Source organism: Streptomyces sp. NPDC029296, assembly GCF_055569255.1.
This window is the reverse complement of sequence record NZ_JBVHXT010000004.1, coordinates 246,337-263,664: the sequence shown is the minus strand read 5'-3', so window position 1 is coordinate 263,664 and position 17,328 is coordinate 246,337. Positions and strand designations below refer to the sequence as shown.

The window sequence follows — 17,328 nt, the reverse complement described above, 5'->3', positions numbered from 1 at the left end:
GGGGTTGGGGCGGGGCCGGCACGGCCGGGGTCGGCCCCGCCGGTCCCCGTGGTCCTTCCGGCGACGGCACACCGTTCCCCTCGTTCATGCTCTCCCCACGGCTGGGCCGCGACCGCGCGCTGCGGCGGCCACGGGACGTCGTCCGCCGTCCCGGGTCGCCCCGGGCACGGCCTGTGAGGATTCAACCAGGTGCACCGGCCGTGCCGCGGCGACGGTCAGGGCGAGGAGCGGGGCGGGGCCGGGGAGGCGGAGGAGGCGGTGTCGGGGACGGGGGCGGACAGGGGGGCGGAGCCGGTGGCTCCGGAGGAGGCGGACCAGTCGCCGAGCGGGCGTATCAGCGCGGAGACGGCGGCCGCCCCGGCGAAGACCGGCGCGGTCAGCCCGCGCACCCCCTCGCTCCGGGCCTGCCCGGAGAACGGGGCGGGGACGCCGGGCAGCAGCGGCGCGGACAGCGTGGTCGGCGCCACCGGGGCCGACCCGAGCAGCGCGCCGCCCTGGGCGAGCAGCGGCCCCATCGGGCGCCGGCGCTGGCTGTCGGGCGTGGCCGCGCCGCCGCCCGTGCCGGAGCCGGCCGAGCGCACCGGGACGATGCCGGAGCCGCCGCGGGCGTCCGTGCCGGGGTCGCCGGGGAAGGCGGTGGTCACCCCGCCGAGGGCCAGCGCGGCCAGCGACACCGCGCCGGCGGCGGCGTAGGCGAACCGCCGGCCGCGCGAGGCGGAGCGGCCGTCGTCCGGGCGGCCGACGGGATGGATGCGGAAGCCGTCGTCCCGGGGCCGGCCGGCGCCGTCCGGGCCGGCCGGGAGCAGGCCGTGCGGGCGGGCCGGGACGTACCCGAACGGGAGGCGTTCGCCGCGCCTCGCTCCGAAGGCCCCGAGGCCGCCGGAGGTGCCGGGGCCGTTCCCGGGGGACGGCGTGCCACCGCCGTCCGGGCCGCCGCCCCCGGGAAGGCCCTGGAGGCGGGCCAGGAGGCTCGCCGAGGGCGGGGGCGGGGCGGCCTCCGCGAAGACGTTCTTCAGCGCGCGCTGGGCGTCCGCCTCGGCCTTGCACCGGGCGCAGGTGGCCAGGTGCGCGAGGACCCGCTCACGCGACTCATGACCGAGTTCTCCGTCCACCAGGGCGGAGAGCCGGTCTCCCAGGTGCTGCTCTGCGAGGCGTGTCTCCTCGACAGGTTTCGGCCGAGATCCACTCACGCGGTCGCGCCCCCTCCCCCCAGAGCGGGGACCCGGGCCAGGAAGGAGCGCCGCTCGGCCGCGCGGGCCTCCGGGGAGCGGTGCGCCAGGGCCTTGCGGAGCTGGGACCGGCCGCGGTGGATACGGGAGCGGACCGTGCCGAGCTTCACGCCGAGGGTGGCGGCGATCTCCTCGTAGGACAGTCCCTCGATGTCGCACAGGACGACGGCGGCGCGGAACTCGGGCGCCAGGGTGTCCAGCGCCTGCTGGACGTCGGCGTCGAAGTGCGCGTCGTTGAAGAGCTGTTGCGGGGTGGGCTCGCGGCTGGCCAGGCGTTCGGCCGCGTCCTCGCCGAGTGCGTCGAAGCGGATGCGCTGCTTGCGCCGCACCATGTCGAGGAAGAGGTTGGTGGTGATGCGGTGCAGCCAGCCCTCGAAGGTGCCCGGCGAGTACGTCGACAAGGAGCGGAAGACGCGGACGAAGACCTCCTGGGTGAGGTCCTCGGCGTCGTGCTGGTTGCCCGTCAGGCGGTAGGCCAGTCGGTAGACCCGGGCGCTGTGCGTGCTGACGATCTCGTCCCACGTGGGCGGAGTCCACGCCTGCCCGTCCGCGTCGGTGGTGAAGGTCGCGGTCGGGGTCTCGCCTGCGGCGGACCCGGCGGCGTGGCTGTCAGCAGCGGTGTCGGTCACGGATTTCGGCCTGCCCGCCGACCCGAGGAAGCGCCGCAGCACTCCTCCCCGATCCCCGGGCGCAGCCGCACCTCCCCTGTCGGCTCTGGTGGTGTCCAGTGGAGCCCCTACCATAGCCACCTCGCCCGTTAGCTCCGGATAAGCGGTTTTACGAGAATTTGATACACGCTGATCCGGCTCATCCGGCTGCGTCAGCAGTTGCTCGGTGCGCTGCTCCACCTCTCGCCCCCCGTCGCGTCCACGGCCACCGGCTCTTCCCTGTAAACGCACGGGCTCATCTGCGGGTTCCCGCCGCCAACGGATACAGTCACGCCCAGGCAACCACGGGGACAGGAGAGGGTCATTACCGCCAACCGGCAGACGAGCTGGGCGTTCGCCGACGCCTTTGTCGCCGAGGACGAAGCGCTGCACTGGGCCCGCGACCGGGCCCGGGAGGCAGGGCTGCGCTCGGTGTCGCCCGGCACGGGCGCCGCGCTGCGACTGCTCGCCGCCTCCGTGGACGCGAAGGCGGTCGCGGAGATCGGCACCGGCTGCGGGGTGTCCGGCATCCATCTGCTGCACGGGATGCGGCCGGACGGGGTGCTCACCACGGTGGACTCCGAGCCGGAGCACCAGCAGTTCGCCCGGCAGGCCTTCCGCGGCTGCGGCTTCGCCAGCAACCGGGCCCGGTTCATCCCCGGCCGCGCCCTGGAGGTCCTGCCGCGCCTCGCCGACGCGGGCTACGACCTGGTGTTCTGCGACGGCGACCGGCTGGAGTACCCGGATTACCTCGCCGAATCGTTGCGCCTGCTGCGGCCGGGCGGCCTGGTGGTCTTCGAGGGGGTTTTCGCGGGCGGCCGTACGGTCGACTCGGGACCCCAGCCCACCGAGGTGCTGCGCCTGCGCGAACTGCTGCGCACCGTGCGGGAGAGCCAGGAACTGGTGTCGTCGCTGCTGCCGGTGGGCGACGGGCTGCTGTGCGCCGTCAAGCGGTGAGGGCGCCGGCGGAGGTGACGGGGGCGGCGGCCCCCGGGAACGCGGCTGCCCCGGCACCGCGTACGATGCCGGGGCAGGCGTAAGGACAGGATCGGGACGTCAGACGACGACCTTCTTGAGGGCGTCGCCAAGCGCCTCGGCCTCGTCAGGGGTCAGCTCGACGACGAGTCGACCGCCGCCTTCGAGCGGAACGCGCATGACGATGCCCCGCCCCTCCTTGGTCACCTCGAGCGGGCCGTCACCCGTCCGCGGCTTCATGGCCGCCATGCTCGTTCCCCTTCCTGAAACCAGCTCATCGTCTGCCGGTACCCCCGGAAGAGGGCACCCGCCATCCGAAACGGACACGCGACACCGGCATCGAACACATTGCTTCCTGGCCATTATCCCGCATCGCAGGACCCGATGACCAACGTCGGTCGGCATCGCTTGGGCAACGCGCGCGAGCAAAACCACCCAATTCGGCGATGTGCCTGCGATACTTCGCCGCCCCGCAAGGATCCTCCGGCTGGCTCCGTGCGGTATTTCTTTGACGCAGGTCACACGTCCGCTCCGGCCGCCGGCCGGGGATCTCCGCCATGCTGTCCTCAGACAGGGACGTACTGAGCGGTACGTCACCAGCGGCTCTTCCGGAGGGGACACGCCATGGCCGACACCGTGCTCTACGAGGTGAGCGACGGACTCGCGACGATCACGCTGAACCGCCCGGAGGCGATGAACGCGCTGGACATCGCGACCAAGGCCGCCCTGCGCGAGGCGGCGGAATCGGCGGCCGGGGACACGGCCGTACGGGCGATCCTGCTGACCGCCGCCGGGGACCGGGCCTTCTGCGTGGGCCAGGACCTCAAGGAGCACATCGGACTGCTGGCCCGTGACCGGGAGACCGGTGCCGGGCAGACGATGAGCACGGTCAAGGAGCACTACAACCCGATCGTGCGGGCCCTGGCCGGGGCGCCGAAGCCGGTGGTCGCGGCGGTGAACGGCGTGGCGGCCGGGGCCGGGTTCGGTTTCGCGCTCGCCGCGGACTACCGGCTGGTGGCCGACACCGCCGCGTTCAACACCTCCTTCGCGGGCGTCGCCCTGACCGCCGACTCCGGCATCTCCTGGACCCTGCCCCGGGTCATCGGCCCCGGCCGCGCCGCCGACCTGCTGCTCTTCCCGCGCAGCATCAGCGCCCGGGACGCGCTGGAGCTGGGCATCGCCAACCGGGTCGTACCGGCGGGCGAGCTGCGCGCCGAGGCCGAGAAGGTGGCGCGGGCGCTGGCCGGGGGTCCCACGGTGGCGTACGCGGCGATCAAGGAGGCGGTGGCCTACGGGCTGACGCACTCGCTCGCCGAGACCCTGGAGAAGGAGGACGAGCTGCAGACCCGGGCCGGGCGGTCCGAGGACCACGCCATCGCCGTCCAGGCGTTCGTGAACAAGGAGCAGCCGAAGTACCTGGGACGCTAGGGCCGGGGCCGCGGGGCCGTCCTACGCGGCGCCGCGGGCCACGCAGGCCTCCAGGTGGTCGTCGACCAGGCCGCACGCCTGCATCAGGGCATAGGCCGTCGTCGGGCCGACGAACCTGAGGCCCCGCTTCTTCAGGGCCTTGGACAGGGCCGTGGACTCGGGGGTCACCGCCGGGACGTCGTCCAGGGTCTTCGGGGCCGGGCGGGTCGCCGGGTCCGGGGCGTGGGACCAGATCAGCTCGTCCAGGTCGCCGTCGGCCCAGTCGGCGAGCAGGCGCGCGTTGGCGAGGGTGGCGTCGATCTTGGCGCGGTTGCGGATGATGCCCGGGTCGGCGAGCAGGCGCTCGCGGTCGGTGTCGGTGAACGCGGCGACCTTCTCGATGCGGAAGTCCGCGAAGGCGGCGCGGAAGCCCGGGCGGCGGCGCAGGATCGTGATCCAGGACAGGCCCGACTGGAAGGCCTCCAGGCTGAGCCGTTCGAAGAGGGCGTCGTCGCCGTGGACCGGGCGGCCCCACTCCTCGTCGTGGTACGTCACGTAGTCGTCGGTGGACAGGGCCCAGGGGCAGCGCGGGGCGCCGTCCGGTCCGGCGATGGCGGCTCGGCTGGTCATCGCTGCTCCTCCCGGCCCTCGTTCGGGTCCGTCTGCGGCTGCTCGGGCTGTCGTTCGGGTGCGGCGGCGGCTCTGGCGCCGGCCAGCGCGGATTCCAGGCCGGCGATACGGGCGTCCCGCTCGGCGAGTTCGGCGGCGAGCCGGCCGAGGGCGTCGTCGACGTCGGCCATGCGGTAGCCGCGCGGCGCGACCGGGAAGCGCAGGCTCTCCACGTCCGCGCGGTCCACCGGACGGTCCGGGGGCAGCGGGTCCTGGAGCCGCTCGGGCGCCGCCTCGGGCAGCGGGGCGCTCTCCCCGCCGCCGATCACGGCCAGGGTCACCGCGGCGACCACGACGGCCAGCGCGACGACCAGGAACAAGAACATCACCATTGCCTCGGGGTCCCCACGCTCGTACCGGCCGCTGTGCCGGCAGCAGTATCTGTCAGGGTCCGATCGTGCCATGCGAGTCTGACAGTTAGGGTCACAGGCGGCCGTACAGCGGGACGTACTAGGAAAGGGCAGGGCGGATGCTCAGGCTGGGCAGGCGGGAATTCGGGCCGCACGAGCCGGTGATCATGGCGATCGTGAACCGGACGCCGGATTCCTTCTACGACCAAGGAGCCACGTTCCGCGACGAACCGGCCCTGGCACGGGTGGAGCAGGCGGTGGCCGAGGGCGCCGCGATCGTCGACATCGGAGGGGTCAAGGCCGGTCCCGGCGAGGAGGTCTCGGCCGAGGAGGAGGCGCGCCGGACGGTGGGCTTCGTCGCGGAGGTACGGCGCCGGTTCCCCGATGTGATCATCAGCGTGGACACTTGGCGGGCCGAGGTCGGCGAGGCGGTGTGCGAGGCGGGCGCGGACCTGCTGAACGACGCGTGGGGCGGGGTGGATCCCGGGCTCGCGGAGGTCGCGGCGCGGTACGGGGCGGGGCTGGTGTGCACGCACGCGGGCGGGGCCGAGCCGCGGACCCGGCCGCACCGGGTGACGTACGACGACATCGTGGCCGACATCCTCGACGTGACCCTCGGGCTGGCCGAGCGGGCGGTGGAGCTGGGGGTGCCGCGGGAGTCGGTGCTGATCGACCCCGGGCACGACTTCGGGAAGAACACCCGGCACAGCCTGGAGGCGACGCGGCGGCTGGACGAGATGGTGGCCACGGGGTGGCCGGTGCTGGTGTCGCTGTCCAACAAGGACTTCGTGGGCGAGAGCCTGGACCGGCCGGTGAAGGAGCGGCTGATCGGCACGCTGGCGACGACGGCCGTCTCCGCGTGGCTCGGGGCGCAGGTGTACCGGGTGCACGAGGTGGCGGAGACCCGCCAGGTGCTGGACATGGTGGCGGCCATCGCCGGCCACCGCGTCCCCGCGGTGGCCCGGCGGGGCCTGGCCTGACCCCCGGGGGCGCTCCGCCCCCCTCGCGCTAGCGGCCCGCCTCCTTCGACACCAGGGCCACCGCTTCCTCGACGTCGTCCGTGACGTGGAACAGCAGGAGGTCCTTCTCCGCGGCCTTGCCCTGGGCCACCAGGGTGTTCCTCAGCCAGGAGACCAGGCCGCCCCAGTACTCGCTGCCGAAGAGGACGATCGGGAAGCGGGTGACCTTCTGTGTCTGGACCAGGGTGAGGGCCTCGAAGAGTTCGTCGAGGGTGCCGAGGCCGCCGGGAAGGACCACGAAGCCCTGCGCGTACTTGACGAACATCATCTTGCGGACGAAGAAGTAGCGGAAGTTCAGCCCGATGTCGACGTAGGGGTTGAGTCCCTGCTCGAAGGGCAGCTCGATGCCGAGGCCCACCGAGATGCCGCCCGCCTCGCACGCGCCCTTGTTGGCCGCCTCCATCGCGCCCGGGCCGCCGCCGGTGATGACCGCGAAGCCGGCCTGCACCAGCCCCCGGCCGAGCCGCACTCCCGCGTCGTACTCCGGCGAGTCCGCCGGCGTCCGCGCCGAGCCGAAGACGCTGATGGCGGGCGGGAGTTCGGCCAGCGTGCCGAAGCCCTCGATGAACTCCGACTGGATGCGCAGCACCCGCCAGGGGTCGGTGTGCACCCAGTCGGTGGGGGCGCGCTCGTCCAGCAGCCGCTGGTCGGTCGTGCTGGCGGTGACCTGGCCCCGCCGTCGGAGGACCGGTCCGAGCCGCTGCTCGTCCGGCGGCTGCTTCTTCCCCTCGGGGTTGCCGGTAGCCATGTGCGCTCCCTCCGCTTGCGGGTGTTTCGTCCTCAGCCTAGATCCATACGGGTAACGGAGGGGGGACCTCGGCGTGTCCGGCGGGCACCGGACAACGGGCCCCGGCCCCGGCGGGGGCCCTACGCGGTGAGCCAGTTCCGCAGCCGCTCCTCGCCCGCGAGGATCTTCGCGGTCTCCACCCGCTCGTCCCGCTTGTGCGCCAGAAGCGGGTTGCCCGGGCCGTAGTTGACCGCGGGGACGCCGAGCGCGGAGAACCGGGACACGTCCGTCCAGCCGAACTTGGGCCGCGGGGTGCCGCCCACCGCCTCGATGAAGGCCGCGGCGGCCGGGTGGGACAGTCCCGGCAGCGCGCCCCCGCTGTGGTCGTCGACGACGAACTCCGTCACCCCGCAGTCCGCGAACACCTCGTGGACGTGCGCGATCGCCTCCTCCTCGGTGCGGTCGGGGGCGTAGCGGAAGTTGACGGTCACCACGCACTCGTCCGGGATCACGTTCCCGGCCACTCCCCCGCCGACGCGCACCGCGTTCAGGCCCTCGCGGTACTCCAGTCCGTCGATGACCGGCCGGCGCGGTTCGTAGGACGCCAGCCGGGCCAGGATCGGGGCCGCCGCGTGGATGGCGTTGGAGCCCATCCAGCCGCGCGCCGAGTGCGCCCGCTCGCCCGCGGTCTTCAGCAGCACCCGCAGCGTGCCCTGGCAGCCGCCCTCCACCTCGCCGTCGGTGGGCTCCAGCAGGACCGCGAAGTCGCCCTCCAGCCACTTGGGACGGGCCTGGGCGACGTGCCTGAGGCCGTTGCGCTCGGCCTCGACCTCCTCGTTGTCGTAGAACACGAAGGTCAGGTCGCGGTTGGGGGCGGGGACGGTGGCCGCGATGCGCAACTGCACCGCCACGCCCGACTTCATGTCGCAGGTGCCGCAGCCCCACAGGACGCCGTCGTCGTCGAGCCGCGAGGGGACGTTGTCCGCGAGGGGGACGGTGTCGATGTGGCCGGCCAGCACGACGCGTTCGGCGCGGCCCAGGTCCGTCCGGGCGATCACGTTGTTGCCGTACCGGTCCACGGTCAGGTGCGGCAGGGCCCGCAGGGCGGTCTCGATCGCGTCGGCGAGCGGCTTCTCGGTGCCGCTGACGGACGGGAAGTCCACGAGCCGCGCGGTGAGCGTGGCGGCGTCCAGCGTGAGGTCAAGGGAGGTGTCGGGCATGGCCCCGACCCTAGCGCGCCACCTGCCGGAACACCGCCGGACCGAGCGCGCGACCGCACGCGGGGCACCGGCCAGGCTCCGCTACCTTGTACGCGTGCCAGAGCCGTCCCCCACTTCTTCGAAGCGCCGCGGTCGCCTGTTCCGTCGCACCGCGGCCCTGTTGGTCCTGTGCGGTGTCGCCGCGTACCTCGTGGTGCAGTACATCACCGGAGGCGGGGGTGCGCGCGGCTGCGCGGTGGTCTCCGCCGACGGCGCCGGGGCGTCCTACGAGTTCACGCCCGAGCAGGCGGAGAACGCGGCCACGATCGCGGCCGTGGGCACCGGGCGCGGGATGCCGGAGCGGGCCGTGACCATCGCGCTGGCGACCGCCCTCCAGGAGTCGGGGCTGCGCAACATCGGGCACGGCGACCGGGATTCGCTGGGCCTGTTCCAGCAGCGGCCCTCCCAGGGGTGGGGCAGCGAGCGGCAGATCATGGACCCGGCGTACGCGGCGGGCATCTTCTACGCGCACCTGGCCGAGGTGCCGCACTACACGGACCTGCCGCTGACGGTGGCCGCGCAGCGGGTGCAGCGCAGCGGCTACCCGGAGGCGTACGCCAAGCACGAGCCGGACGCCACGCTGCTGGCGGCCGCCCTGACCGGGCGTGCGCCGGCCACGCTGACCTGTGACGGGCGCCCGCAGCACACGGCCCCGCGGACCGGCCCGGACGCGGTACGGGCCGCGCTGGTACGGGACTTCGGGCGGGACGCGCTGCAGGAGACCGGCGCGGTGGTGGGCGGGACGCCCGTGCCGTCGCCGTCCCCGTCGCCGAGCGTACGCGCCACCGCGCGCGGGCGGACGGTGACGGTTCCGGTGCCCGAGGGCACGAGGACGGACGCCACCGGGCGCGACGAGCGGACGCGGGGCTGGCAGCTGGCGCACTGGGCGGTGGCCCACTCCTCGGCGCTGCGCATCGAGCGGGTGACGTACGCGGGGCGGCAGTGGACCGTGGGCAGCGACTCCGACGAGTGGCGGCCCGTCGCCGCCCAGGGAGCCGCCGGGGCGGAGCGGTCCGCCGGGGCGGTCCGGATCGTGGCCGCACAGTAGTGCGCCCGCTCACTCCCCCGGGTTGTGCTCCGGTGGAGTGACGGGCGTTCGGGGCAGACGTCCCTCTGGGGGTCGAAATCCTTGGGAATCAAGGGCCGAAAGGTTTCCGCGCGGTGCGGACGCGACCCTTCTTTGCCCGTTTTTATCCACACCCGATAATGCGATGCGTTATCCATTCTTTACCCGGGGCGTCCGCAACCTTCGCGGGCTTCGAGCGGTAGTCACGGCGTCCGAGCCGGAGACGGGCTCGGGCGACTGTCACCGTTCTCTCCCGTCGAATGGAGCATCATGTCCCTCCCTCTGACCCGCCGGATCGCCCGTGCCGCGCTGCTCGTCGCAGCGGGAGCGGCCGCCGGGGTCGGTGCGGCCGGCTCCGCCGGTGCGGCCACGAACCTGCCCGACGTCGGCCCCAACCTGAGCGGGCTGACCGCGCTGGACGGGGCGCACGCCGGCGACGCCGTCGACAGTGCCGCGCGGCAGGTCACCTCCGTCGCGGGCCACGCGGGCGGCAAGGCCGTCGAGCAGGCGGTGCCGGCCGCGGGCAAGACCGGCGGCGGTGCCGTGAAGAAGACGGCGCCGGTGGCGCAGAAGGCCGCGGGTGACGTGGCCGGGGCCGCGGGGGGTGTCCTCGGGGACGCCGCGGCCGGCGCCACGAAGGGCGGCCTGCCGACGACGGCCCTGCCGGGCAAGGGCCTGTCGCCGCTCGGCTGACCTCCGCGTCGGCCGCCGACGGGGTCCGGGGAGTTGCCCCGGACCCCGTTCGCCGTGGTGCGCCGGCTGCGCGCCCGGGCCTACGCCGTCAGGCGGGAGACCGCTGCCCGCACCCGCTCGTCCGTGGCCGTGAACGCCACGCGGACGTGCCGCGCGCCGGCCTCGCCGTAGAAGTCGCCCGGGGCGACCAGGATGCCCCGGTCGGCCAGGTGGGCGACCGTGCTCCAGCAGGACTCGTCGCGGGTGGCCCACAGGTAGAGGCTGGCCTCGCTGTGCTCGATGCGGAAGCCGTGGGCGAGCAGGGCCGAGCGGAGGGCCTCGCGGCGGGCCGCGTAGCGCGCGCGCTGCTCCCCCACGTGGACGTCGTCGCCGAGCGCGGCCACGACCGCGGCCTGGGTCGGCGCGGAGGTCATCATGCCGCCGTGCTTGCGGATCTGCAGCAGCGGGCCGAGGACGTCCGGGTCGCCGGCGATGAAGGCCGCGCGGTAACCCGCCAGGTTGGACCGCTTGGACAGGGAGTGCACGGCGACGACGCCCTCGTAGGAGCCGCCGTTGACGTCCGGGTGCAGCACCGAGACCGGGTCGGCCTCCCAGCCCAGTTCCAGGTAGCACTCGTCGGAGAAGACCAGGACGTCGTGGGCGCGGGCCCAGGCGACGATGTCCGTCAGCTCCCGCCGGGTGAGGACCCGGCCGGTCGGGTTGGACGGGGAGTTCAGCCAGAGCAGCCGCAGGCCGTCCGGGTCCAGGTCGCGCGGGTCGTCGTAGACCTCGTACCGGGCGCGGGCGAGGCGGGCGCCGACCTCGTAGGTGGGGTAGGCCAGGCGCGGGTAGGCGACCTTGTCGCCGGGGCCGAGGCCGAGCTGGGTCGGCAGCCAGGCCACGAGTTCCTTGGAGCCGACGACCGGCAGCACGTGCCGGTGGGTGATCCCGCGGGCGCCCAGCCGGCGCTCCAGCCAGCCCGTGATCGCGTCGCGCAGGGCGGGGGTGCCCCAGACGGTCGGATAGCCCGGCGAGTCGGCCGCGTCGACGAGGGCCTTCCGGATCAGCTCGGGCACCGGGTCGACCGGGGTGCCGACGGAGAGGTCGACGATGCCGTCCGGGTGCGCGGCGGCCGTCTTCTTGTACGGCTCCAGCTTGTCCCAGGGGAAGACCGGGAGCCGGTCGGAGACTGCGGACACGATCAGTGGCTCACTTTCGTACGGTGCGGCAAACGCCTCGGTCCCGTGCGGCGCGGATCGGGTGATCGGGCCGTACGGGACCGAGGCGGCGCGGTCGCGGCCGCTTGGCGCTCAGACGGTCACTCGCCCTGCGGCGGCAGCGCGGCGACGAAGGGGTGGTCCCGCTCGATCAGCCCCAGCTTGCTGGCGCCGCCGGGCGAGCCCAGCTCGTCGAAGAACTCGACGTTCGCCTTGTAGTAGTCCTTCCACTCCTCCGGGACGTCGTCCTCGTAGAAGATCGCCTCGACCGGGCAGACCGGCTCACAGGCACCACAGTCGACGCATTCGTCCGGGTGGATGTACAAGGACCGCTGGCCCTCGTAGATGCAGTCGACCGGGCACTCCTCGATGCACGCCTTGTCCTTCACGTCGACACAAGGCTGCGCGATGACGTAGGTCACGCTGTCGTTCCTCCTCGATAGGGCGCTGGCGAGCCTCCTCAGGCCCGCCGCCTGGCGCGCGGGAGCGCGGCGTCGTCGATGCCCGCCCCTAGTATCTCCGTTCCGGAGCATGATCCGAACAGGAGGGGTGAACTGACCAGTGGAAATCTCGGCGGCAGGACGCCTGGAGGTCCGAATCACCCCTGCTGACGTGGGGAAACGGGTCTCTGTACGGCGGTTGGGCGAACCCGGTACCGGACCGGAGAAGTTCACTGACACGGTGGGTGTTCTCACATCCTGGGACGGTGGCGTGCTCATGATCACACGCCGGGACGGCGAAAGTGTCGGAATTCCCGAATCCGCGCTGGTCGCGGGCAAAGTGGTGCCCGCCGCGCCGGCGCGGCGCAGGGGCCCCGTCGCCACCTACCCGGAGCTGGCGCGCGTCGCCGCGCGCTCCTGGCCGCCGGTGGAGAGCGAACGGCTCGGCGACTGGGAACTGCGGGCCGCCGCCGGGTTCACCCGGCGCGCCAACAGCGTGCTGCCGCTGGGCGACCCCGGCATGGGGCTCGACGCGGCCCTGGCCGCCGTGCGGCGCTGGTACGGCGAGCGCGGCCTGCCCGCCTACGTGCAGACCGCGACCGGCGCCGAGGGCACGCAGGAGCTGCTGTGCGCGGAGCTGGAGCGGCGTGGCTGGGTGCGGGAGGTGACCGCCGAGCTGTGGACCGGGGCGCTGGCGCCGGTCGCGGACCGGGCCGGCGGCGAGGGCGTGGTCCTGTCCCGGACGGCGGACGAGGCGTGGCTCGCCCGGTACCGGCGCGCGGGAGTGGGCGAGGCGGCCCCGCGGGTGCTGCACGGCGGCCCGTCGGTGTGGTTCGCGGCCGTGCCCGGCGCCCGGACGGACGAGCCGCCGGCGGCGATCGGGCGGTGCGCCGTGGACGGGCGGTGGGCCGGGTTCGCCGCCGTCGAGGTGGACCCCGCCCGGCGCCGGCGGGGGCTGGCCACCGAGGTGATGGCCGCGCTGGCCCGGCGTGCCCTGGACGAGGGCGCCTCGGCGGCCTGGCTCCAGGTGGAGGCGGACAACGAGGGCGCCCGGGCGCTCTACCGCGCGCTCGGCTTCCTGCCGCACCACGCCTACCACCACTACCGGGCGCCCGCCCAGGCGCCCGCCCCCGAACACCCGTAGCACCGCGATGGGAGGGCCCGAGCCGTCATGCGTCACCCGTATCTGCCGCCCCCGTACCCGCCCCCGCCGGAGCGCTCCGCCGAGCTGCGGCGGCGGTTCGCCGAGGAGGCCCGGTCCGAGCGGCCGGACCTGTCGGCGCTGTGCCTGCTGATCGGCGCCGAGACGGACGGCTCGCTGGACGACGCCGGCCTCGACGCCGCGCAGGCGGAGCTGGACCGGCTGGCGGGCGAGCTGCCGTACCGGCCGGGCTCGCCGCGCGCGTGGGCCGAGGCGGCCCGCCGGCTGCTCGGCGACCGCCACGGCTTCCACGGCACGCCCGGCGACTACCACCGGCTGGAGTCCTCCCTGCTGCACGAGGTGCTGAAGCGGCGGCGCGGGCTGCCGATCCTGCTGTCGGTGGTGTGGCTGGAGGTCGCGCGCCGGGCCGGGGCGCCGGTGTACGGGGTCGCGCTGCCGGGGCACTTCGTGGTCGGGTTCGGCCCGGCGGCGGAGCGGGTGCTGGCCGATCCTTTCGAGGGCGGCCGGGTGCTGACCGGGGCGGACGCCGAGCTGCTGGTGGTGGGCGCCACGGGCGCGCCGCCGGACCCCTCGGCGCTGGAGCCGGCCCGGCCGCTGGAGGTCGTGCAGCGGGTGCTGAACAACATGCGGGCGTGGGCGGCGGCGCGGCCGGAGCGGTCGGACGTGGCGCTGCGGGCCGTGGAGCTGGCGCTGCTCGTCCCCGCGCACCCGGCGCGGCTGCGCTATGAGCGCGGGCAGCTGCTGGTGCAGCGCGGGCAGTTCACGGCGGGCGCGGAGGAGCTGGAGACCTACGCCGATCTGATCGAGGTGGTGGACGAGTCGGCGGCGCGCACGATCCGGCGGGAGGCGGGCATCGCGCGGGCCAAGCTCAACTGAGGCGGCCGGGGCGCTCGCCGTGCGCGGGGTTCACAGCCAGCCCTTCTCCCGGGCGATCAGCACCGCCTCGGCCCGGTTGCGGGCCGCCAGTTTCTGGATGGCCGTCGACAGGTAGTTGCGGACGGTGCCCTGGGACAGGTGCAGGGCCTGGGCCAGTTCGGCGTTGGTGGAGCCGTCGGCCGCCGCGCGCAGCACCTCGCGTTCGCGCTCGGTGAGCGGGTTGGCGCCGTCGGCGAGCGCGGCGGCGGCCAGGGCGGGGTCGATGACCCGTTCGCCGGCCAGCACCTTGCGGATCGCCTCGGCGAGCTGGGCGGCCGGGGCGTCCTTGACGAGGAAGGCGTCGGCGCCGGCCTCCATGGCGCTGCGCAGATAGCCGGGCCGGCCGAAGGTGGTGAGCACCACCAGCTTCACGCCGGGGTACGCGCGGCGCACCCGGGCCGCGGCCTCGATGCCGGTGCAGCCGGGCATCTCGATGTCGAGCAGCGCCACGTCCACGCCGTGCGCGCCGACGGCGGCGAGCACCTCGTCACCGCGCGCGGCCTGGGCGACGACCTCGATGTCGTCCTCCAGGCCGAGCAGCGCGGCCAGCGCCTCGCGGACCATCGACTGGTCCTCGGCCAGCAGGACCCTGATCGTGCTCGTCATGCCCCGGATCCTACGTCCGCCAGGGGCGCGGCCGGCACGCGGGCGACCAGCCGGAACCCCTGTCCCTCCCGGCCCGCGCGCAGGGTGCCGCCGGCCTTCTCGAGCCGCTCGGTCAGGCCGGTCAGACCGTTGCCGGGGCCCTTGCCGGGGCCGCCGGTCCCGTTGTCCTCGACGGTGAGTTCCAGCACCGGCCCGTCCAGGGTCTCGCGGCGCAGCAGGCGCACCGCGCACCGGTCGGCGCCGCTGTGCCGGACCACGTTGGTGACCGCCTCGCGCAGCGCCCAGGCGAGGGCGGACTCGGCCTCCTCGGGGACGCCGGCGAGGTCGGGGTCGGCGGGCACCTCGGCGGCCACCTCGGCGGCGGCCAGGGCGACCTGGGCACCGGCCAGTTCGGCGGCCAGCCGGGGGCGCCGGTAGCCGGTGACGGCCTCCCGGACGTCGACCAGGGCCTGCCGGCTGACCTGTTCGATGTCGGCGACCTGCCGGGCCGCCTGCTCCGGGTGGTCGGGCAGCATCCGGCCGGCCAGCTCGCTCTTCAGCGTGATCAGGGACAGCGAGTGGCCGAGCAGGTCGTGCAGGTCGCGGGCGAGGCGCAGGCGTTCCTCGTTGGCGGCGAGGTGGGCGACGGTGGCGCGGGCCTTGCGCAGCTCGATGGTGGTGCGCACGAGCTGGCCGACGCCGGTCATCGCGAACCCGATGAGCAGGACGAGGACGACCAGGCCGCGCGCCTCCTTCTCGTCGGAGTGCAGGCCGATCAGGTACATCACCAGGGCGGAGGCCGGGATGGCCCAGGAGGCGGCGCGCAGCGGCAGGGTGACGCCGAAGGCGACCGCCAGGTAGACGAACAGGCCCAGCCAGGCGCTGCCCAGGGTGTAGGCCAGGACGGGGGCGAGCACGCCGAGGATCCCGCCCAGGGCGAGCGCGGCACGGGGCGAGAACGGCCGGCCGATGTGGCGGAAGACCATCGCCAGGTAGACCCCGGCGAAGACGGCGAGGCCGCACGAGCCCGCCACGGTGGCGGCGGTGGAGTGGCCGCCGCCGGCCAGGTCCTCGACCGGCGAGCTGAGGAAGACCAGCCAGACCCCGATCCACAGCGTCTTGACCAGCAGGTCGCGCCGGCTGGCGGGCGGCCGGCCGAGGAGGGTGTGCCGCGGCGTCGCGCCGTCCCGGCCGTCCGTCGTCGTGCTGCTCACGCCTTCAGCGTGTCCTTCCGGTACAGCCAGGCCGCGCCGCCCGCGAACAGGACGAAGGAGACGGCGAGCACGGCGATGTCCTGGGCGCGCGGGGCCTGGCTCTGCTCGATGGCCCGTCCCAGTGCAGCGTACGCGTGGGTGGGCAGCCACTCGGCGATGTCCTGGAGCCACCGCGGGAAGGTGGTGGTGGGCATCCACAGGCCGCCCAGCATGGACAGCCCGAAGTAGGTGATCATGGTGATCGGGCGGACCGCGTCGCCGCCGGCGAGATAGCCGAGGGCGACGCCGAGCGCGGCGAAGACCAGGCTGCCGGCCCAGATGGCGCCGCTGAGCGCGAGCCACTGCCAGGCGGCGAGGCGTACGTCCTTCACCGCGGCGGCGACCACGAACACGACCACGATGGACGGCAGGCTGACGACGGCCGCGGCGGCGGTCTTGGCGAGGACGTAGCCGCGGCCGGGCAGCGTGGTCAGCCGCAGCTGCCGTACCCACCCGCTCTCGCGCTCCTTGGCGATGCGCTCGCTGTTGCCCATCAGGACGGCGGTCAGGGCGCCGAAGGAGGCCATGGAGACCATCATGTACGTCGGCAGGGTCAGCCCCGTGCCGTCGAGTTCGGTGTGGCTGTCGGCGTTGCCCGCGATCAGCAGGAACAGGGCCGCGGGGTAGATCACGGAGAAGAACAGGAACTTGCGGTTGCGCAGGACGCGGGTGAGTTCCAGCTTGATCAGGCTGTTCACCGCTGCTTCGCCTCCTCGGCGGCGGTGAGGGCGACGAACGCCTGCTCGAGGCCGAGGCCGGCGACTTCGAGGTTGCGGGGGTAGAGGCCGAGGCCGTACAGGGCGTGCACGGTGGCGTCGGCGTCGGCGGACCGGATGCGGACGGTCCGGCCCGCGACGTCGATCCGGGTGACGGCCGGCAGGGCGCGCAGGGTGTTGTCGTCGACCGCGTCGGCCAGGTCGAAGGAGATGCGGCGGGCGCCCGCCCGGGCCTTGATCCCGGCGGCGGTGCCGTCGGCGAGCAGCCGGCCCCGGTGCAGCACCAGGACCCGGTCGGCGATGGCGTCGGCCTCTTCCAGGTAGTGGGTGGCGAACAGCACCGTGCGGCCCTGGCCGGCCTGCTCGCGCATGGTGGCCCAGAAGGCCTGGCGGGCGGAGACGTCCATGCCGGTGGTCGGCTCGTCCAGGACGATCAGGTCGCTGTCGCCGGCGGTGGCGAGGGCGAACCGGACCCGCTGGGCCTGGCCGCCGGACAGCTTGTCGACCTTGCGGCCGGCGATCCTGGCGATGCCCGCGCGTGCCAGCACGTCGGCGACCGGGTACGGCCGCGGATGCAGCGAGCAGGCCAGCCCGACCAGTTCGGCGACGGTGACCCCGTCCATCAGCCCGCCGCTCTGCAGCATGGCCCCGACCCGGCCGGTCACGATGGCCTCGCGGGGGCTGGTGCCGAACAGGCTGACCGAGCCGCTGTCGGCGCCCTTCAGCCCGAGGAGCAGGTCCAGGGTGGTGGACTTGCCGGCCCCGTTCGGGCCGAGGAGGGCGACGGTCTCGCCCGGGTACAGCCGCAGCGAGAGGCCGTCCACGGCCCGCACGCTCCCGTACGTCTTGGTCACCTGGTCGAACCCGACCACCGGGGTGGTGGCGGCCGGTGCCGCTGTCGTCGTCATGGCACCCATGCTGGCGGCCCGGGCCGGGGGCGGGGCAGTGCCGTGGGTCCCGAGTCCCGGATGACGGATGTCATACGGGCCGGGTGACGGGTACGGCCGTCCGGCGGACCGG

Annotated in this window: 20 protein-coding genes; 7 read left to right on the top strand and 13 right to left on the bottom strand. The window is 74.3% G+C overall.

The window, feature by feature from the left end; all coding sequences use genetic code 11:
• Nucleotides 1-215: 215 nt before the first annotated feature.
• Both ACZ4W9_RS05555 and sigE read right to left on the bottom strand, forming a co-directional pair.
• Nucleotides 216-1,190 carry a zf-HC2 domain-containing protein gene (locus ACZ4W9_RS05555; RefSeq protein ID WP_467933389.1) on the bottom strand — a complete coding sequence of 325 codons (975 nt, stop codon included), beginning with the start codon at nt 1,188-1,190 and terminating at the stop codon, nt 216-218.
• Nucleotides 1,187-1,900, bottom strand: coding sequence for an RNA polymerase sigma factor SigE (sigE, locus tag ACZ4W9_RS05550; RefSeq protein WP_467933388.1), 714 nt, complete (start codon nt 1,898-1,900; stop codon nt 1,187-1,189). The genes ACZ4W9_RS05555 and sigE overlap by 4 nt, the downstream gene beginning before the upstream one ends.
• Before the next feature lie 234 nt (nt 1,901-2,134).
• Here sigE and ACZ4W9_RS05545 point away from each other — a divergent pair, with 234 nt between their 5' ends.
• Entirely contained in the window at nt 2,135-2,833 is a 699-nt protein-coding gene (locus ACZ4W9_RS05545) for an O-methyltransferase (RefSeq protein ID WP_467933432.1), read from the top strand.
• A 99-nt stretch (nt 2,834-2,932) separates the two neighbouring features.
• On the opposite strand, the gene ACZ4W9_RS05540 is transcribed toward ACZ4W9_RS05545, so the two are convergent.
• Nucleotides 2,933-3,100, bottom strand: a complete 168-nt coding sequence (locus tag ACZ4W9_RS05540) for a DUF3117 domain-containing protein (protein ID WP_018544333.1) — start codon at nt 3,098-3,100, stop codon at nt 2,933-2,935.
• Between the two features lie 375 nt (nt 3,101-3,475).
• Between ACZ4W9_RS05540 and chcB the strand changes: the two genes are divergently transcribed.
• On the top strand, nt 3,476-4,279 hold the full coding sequence (gene chcB / locus ACZ4W9_RS05535; protein ID WP_467933387.1) for a 2-cyclohexenylcarbonyl CoA isomerase: 804 nt from the start codon (nt 3,476-3,478) through the stop codon (nt 4,277-4,279).
• A gap of 21 nt (nt 4,280-4,300) precedes the next feature.
• On the opposite strand, the gene ACZ4W9_RS05530 is transcribed toward chcB, so the two are convergent.
• Nucleotides 4,301-4,888 carry a DNA-3-methyladenine glycosylase I gene (locus tag ACZ4W9_RS05530; RefSeq protein WP_467933386.1) on the bottom strand — a complete coding sequence of 196 codons (588 nt, stop codon included), beginning with the start codon at nt 4,886-4,888 and terminating at the stop codon, nt 4,301-4,303.
• Nucleotides 4,885-5,259: a DivIVA domain-containing protein gene (locus ACZ4W9_RS05525; RefSeq protein WP_467933384.1), complete on the bottom strand. Its 375-nt coding sequence runs from the start codon at nt 5,257-5,259 to the stop codon at nt 4,885-4,887. Before ACZ4W9_RS05525 ends, ACZ4W9_RS05530 begins: the two co-directional genes overlap by 4 nt.
• A gap of 137 nt (nt 5,260-5,396) precedes the next feature.
• Here ACZ4W9_RS05525 and folP point away from each other — a divergent pair, with 137 nt between their 5' ends.
• Nucleotides 5,397-6,257, top strand: a complete 861-nt coding sequence (gene folP, locus ACZ4W9_RS05520) for a dihydropteroate synthase (protein ID WP_467933383.1) — start codon at nt 5,397-5,399, stop codon at nt 6,255-6,257.
• A 28-nt stretch (nt 6,258-6,285) separates the two neighbouring features.
• Here the strand turns inward: folP and ACZ4W9_RS05515 are convergent, their stop codons facing one another.
• Complete coding sequence (locus ACZ4W9_RS05515) at nt 6,286-7,044, bottom strand: LOG family protein (protein WP_467933382.1); 759 nt, start codon at nt 7,042-7,044, stop codon at nt 6,286-6,288.
• Between the two features lie 119 nt (nt 7,045-7,163).
• Complete coding sequence (dapE, locus tag ACZ4W9_RS05510) at nt 7,164-8,243, bottom strand: succinyl-diaminopimelate desuccinylase (protein WP_467933381.1); 1,080 nt, start codon at nt 8,241-8,243, stop codon at nt 7,164-7,166.
• Between the two features lie 94 nt (nt 8,244-8,337).
• Here dapE and ACZ4W9_RS05505 point away from each other — a divergent pair, with 94 nt between their 5' ends.
• The gene (locus ACZ4W9_RS05505; RefSeq protein WP_467933379.1) at nt 8,338-9,330 is read left to right on the top strand and encodes a VldE C-terminal domain-containing protein; all 993 of its coding nucleotides are present in this window, start codon (nt 8,338-8,340) and stop codon (nt 9,328-9,330) included.
• A 288-nt stretch (nt 9,331-9,618) separates the two neighbouring features.
• Entirely contained in the window at nt 9,619-10,041 is a 423-nt protein-coding gene (locus tag ACZ4W9_RS05500; protein WP_467933378.1) for an ATP-binding protein, read from the top strand.
• A gap of 80 nt (nt 10,042-10,121) precedes the next feature.
• On the opposite strand, the gene ACZ4W9_RS05495 is transcribed toward ACZ4W9_RS05500, so the two are convergent.
• Nucleotides 10,122-11,219 (bottom strand): bifunctional succinyldiaminopimelate transaminase/glutamate-prephenate aminotransferase, encoded by a 1,098-nt coding sequence (locus ACZ4W9_RS05495; protein WP_467933377.1) that lies wholly within the window; start codon nt 11,217-11,219, stop codon nt 10,122-10,124.
• A gap of 119 nt (nt 11,220-11,338) precedes the next feature.
• A complete protein-coding gene (fdxA, locus tag ACZ4W9_RS05490) occupies nt 11,339-11,659 on the bottom strand; it encodes a ferredoxin (protein ID WP_014674796.1) in 321 nt (106 codons plus the stop codon).
• Nucleotides 11,660-11,798: 139 nt separating this feature from the next.
• Between fdxA and ACZ4W9_RS05485 the strand changes: the two genes are divergently transcribed.
• On the top strand, nt 11,799-12,821 hold the full coding sequence (locus tag ACZ4W9_RS05485; protein ID WP_467933375.1) for a GNAT family N-acetyltransferase: 1,023 nt from the start codon (nt 11,799-11,801) through the stop codon (nt 12,819-12,821).
• A 27-nt stretch (nt 12,822-12,848) separates the two neighbouring features.
• The gene (locus ACZ4W9_RS05480; protein WP_467933374.1) at nt 12,849-13,715 is read left to right on the top strand and encodes a transglutaminase family protein; all 867 of its coding nucleotides are present in this window, start codon (nt 12,849-12,851) and stop codon (nt 13,713-13,715) included.
• 30 nt (nt 13,716-13,745) lie between these two features.
• On the opposite strand, the gene ACZ4W9_RS05475 is transcribed toward ACZ4W9_RS05480, so the two are convergent.
• Genes ACZ4W9_RS05475 through ACZ4W9_RS05460 form a run of 4 tightly spaced genes read right to left on the bottom strand, consistent with a single transcriptional unit; the run spans nt 13,746 to nt 17,216 of the window.
• Nucleotides 13,746-14,360 carry a response regulator gene (locus ACZ4W9_RS05475; RefSeq protein ID WP_467933373.1) on the bottom strand — a complete coding sequence of 205 codons (615 nt, stop codon included), beginning with the start codon at nt 14,358-14,360 and terminating at the stop codon, nt 13,746-13,748.
• Entirely contained in the window at nt 14,357-15,553 is a 1,197-nt protein-coding gene (locus ACZ4W9_RS05470) for a sensor histidine kinase (RefSeq protein ID WP_467933371.1), read from the bottom strand. Before ACZ4W9_RS05470 ends, ACZ4W9_RS05475 begins: the two co-directional genes overlap by 4 nt.
• The gene (locus ACZ4W9_RS05465) at nt 15,550-16,290 is read right to left on the bottom strand and encodes an ABC transporter permease (RefSeq protein ID WP_467933370.1); all 741 of its coding nucleotides are present in this window, start codon (nt 16,288-16,290) and stop codon (nt 15,550-15,552) included. The genes ACZ4W9_RS05470 and ACZ4W9_RS05465 overlap by 4 nt, the downstream gene beginning before the upstream one ends.
• On the bottom strand, nt 16,287-17,216 hold the full coding sequence (locus tag ACZ4W9_RS05460) for an ABC transporter ATP-binding protein (protein WP_467933369.1): 930 nt from the start codon (nt 17,214-17,216) through the stop codon (nt 16,287-16,289). Before ACZ4W9_RS05460 ends, ACZ4W9_RS05465 begins: the two co-directional genes overlap by 4 nt.
• Between the last annotated feature and the right edge of the window lie 112 nt (nt 17,217-17,328).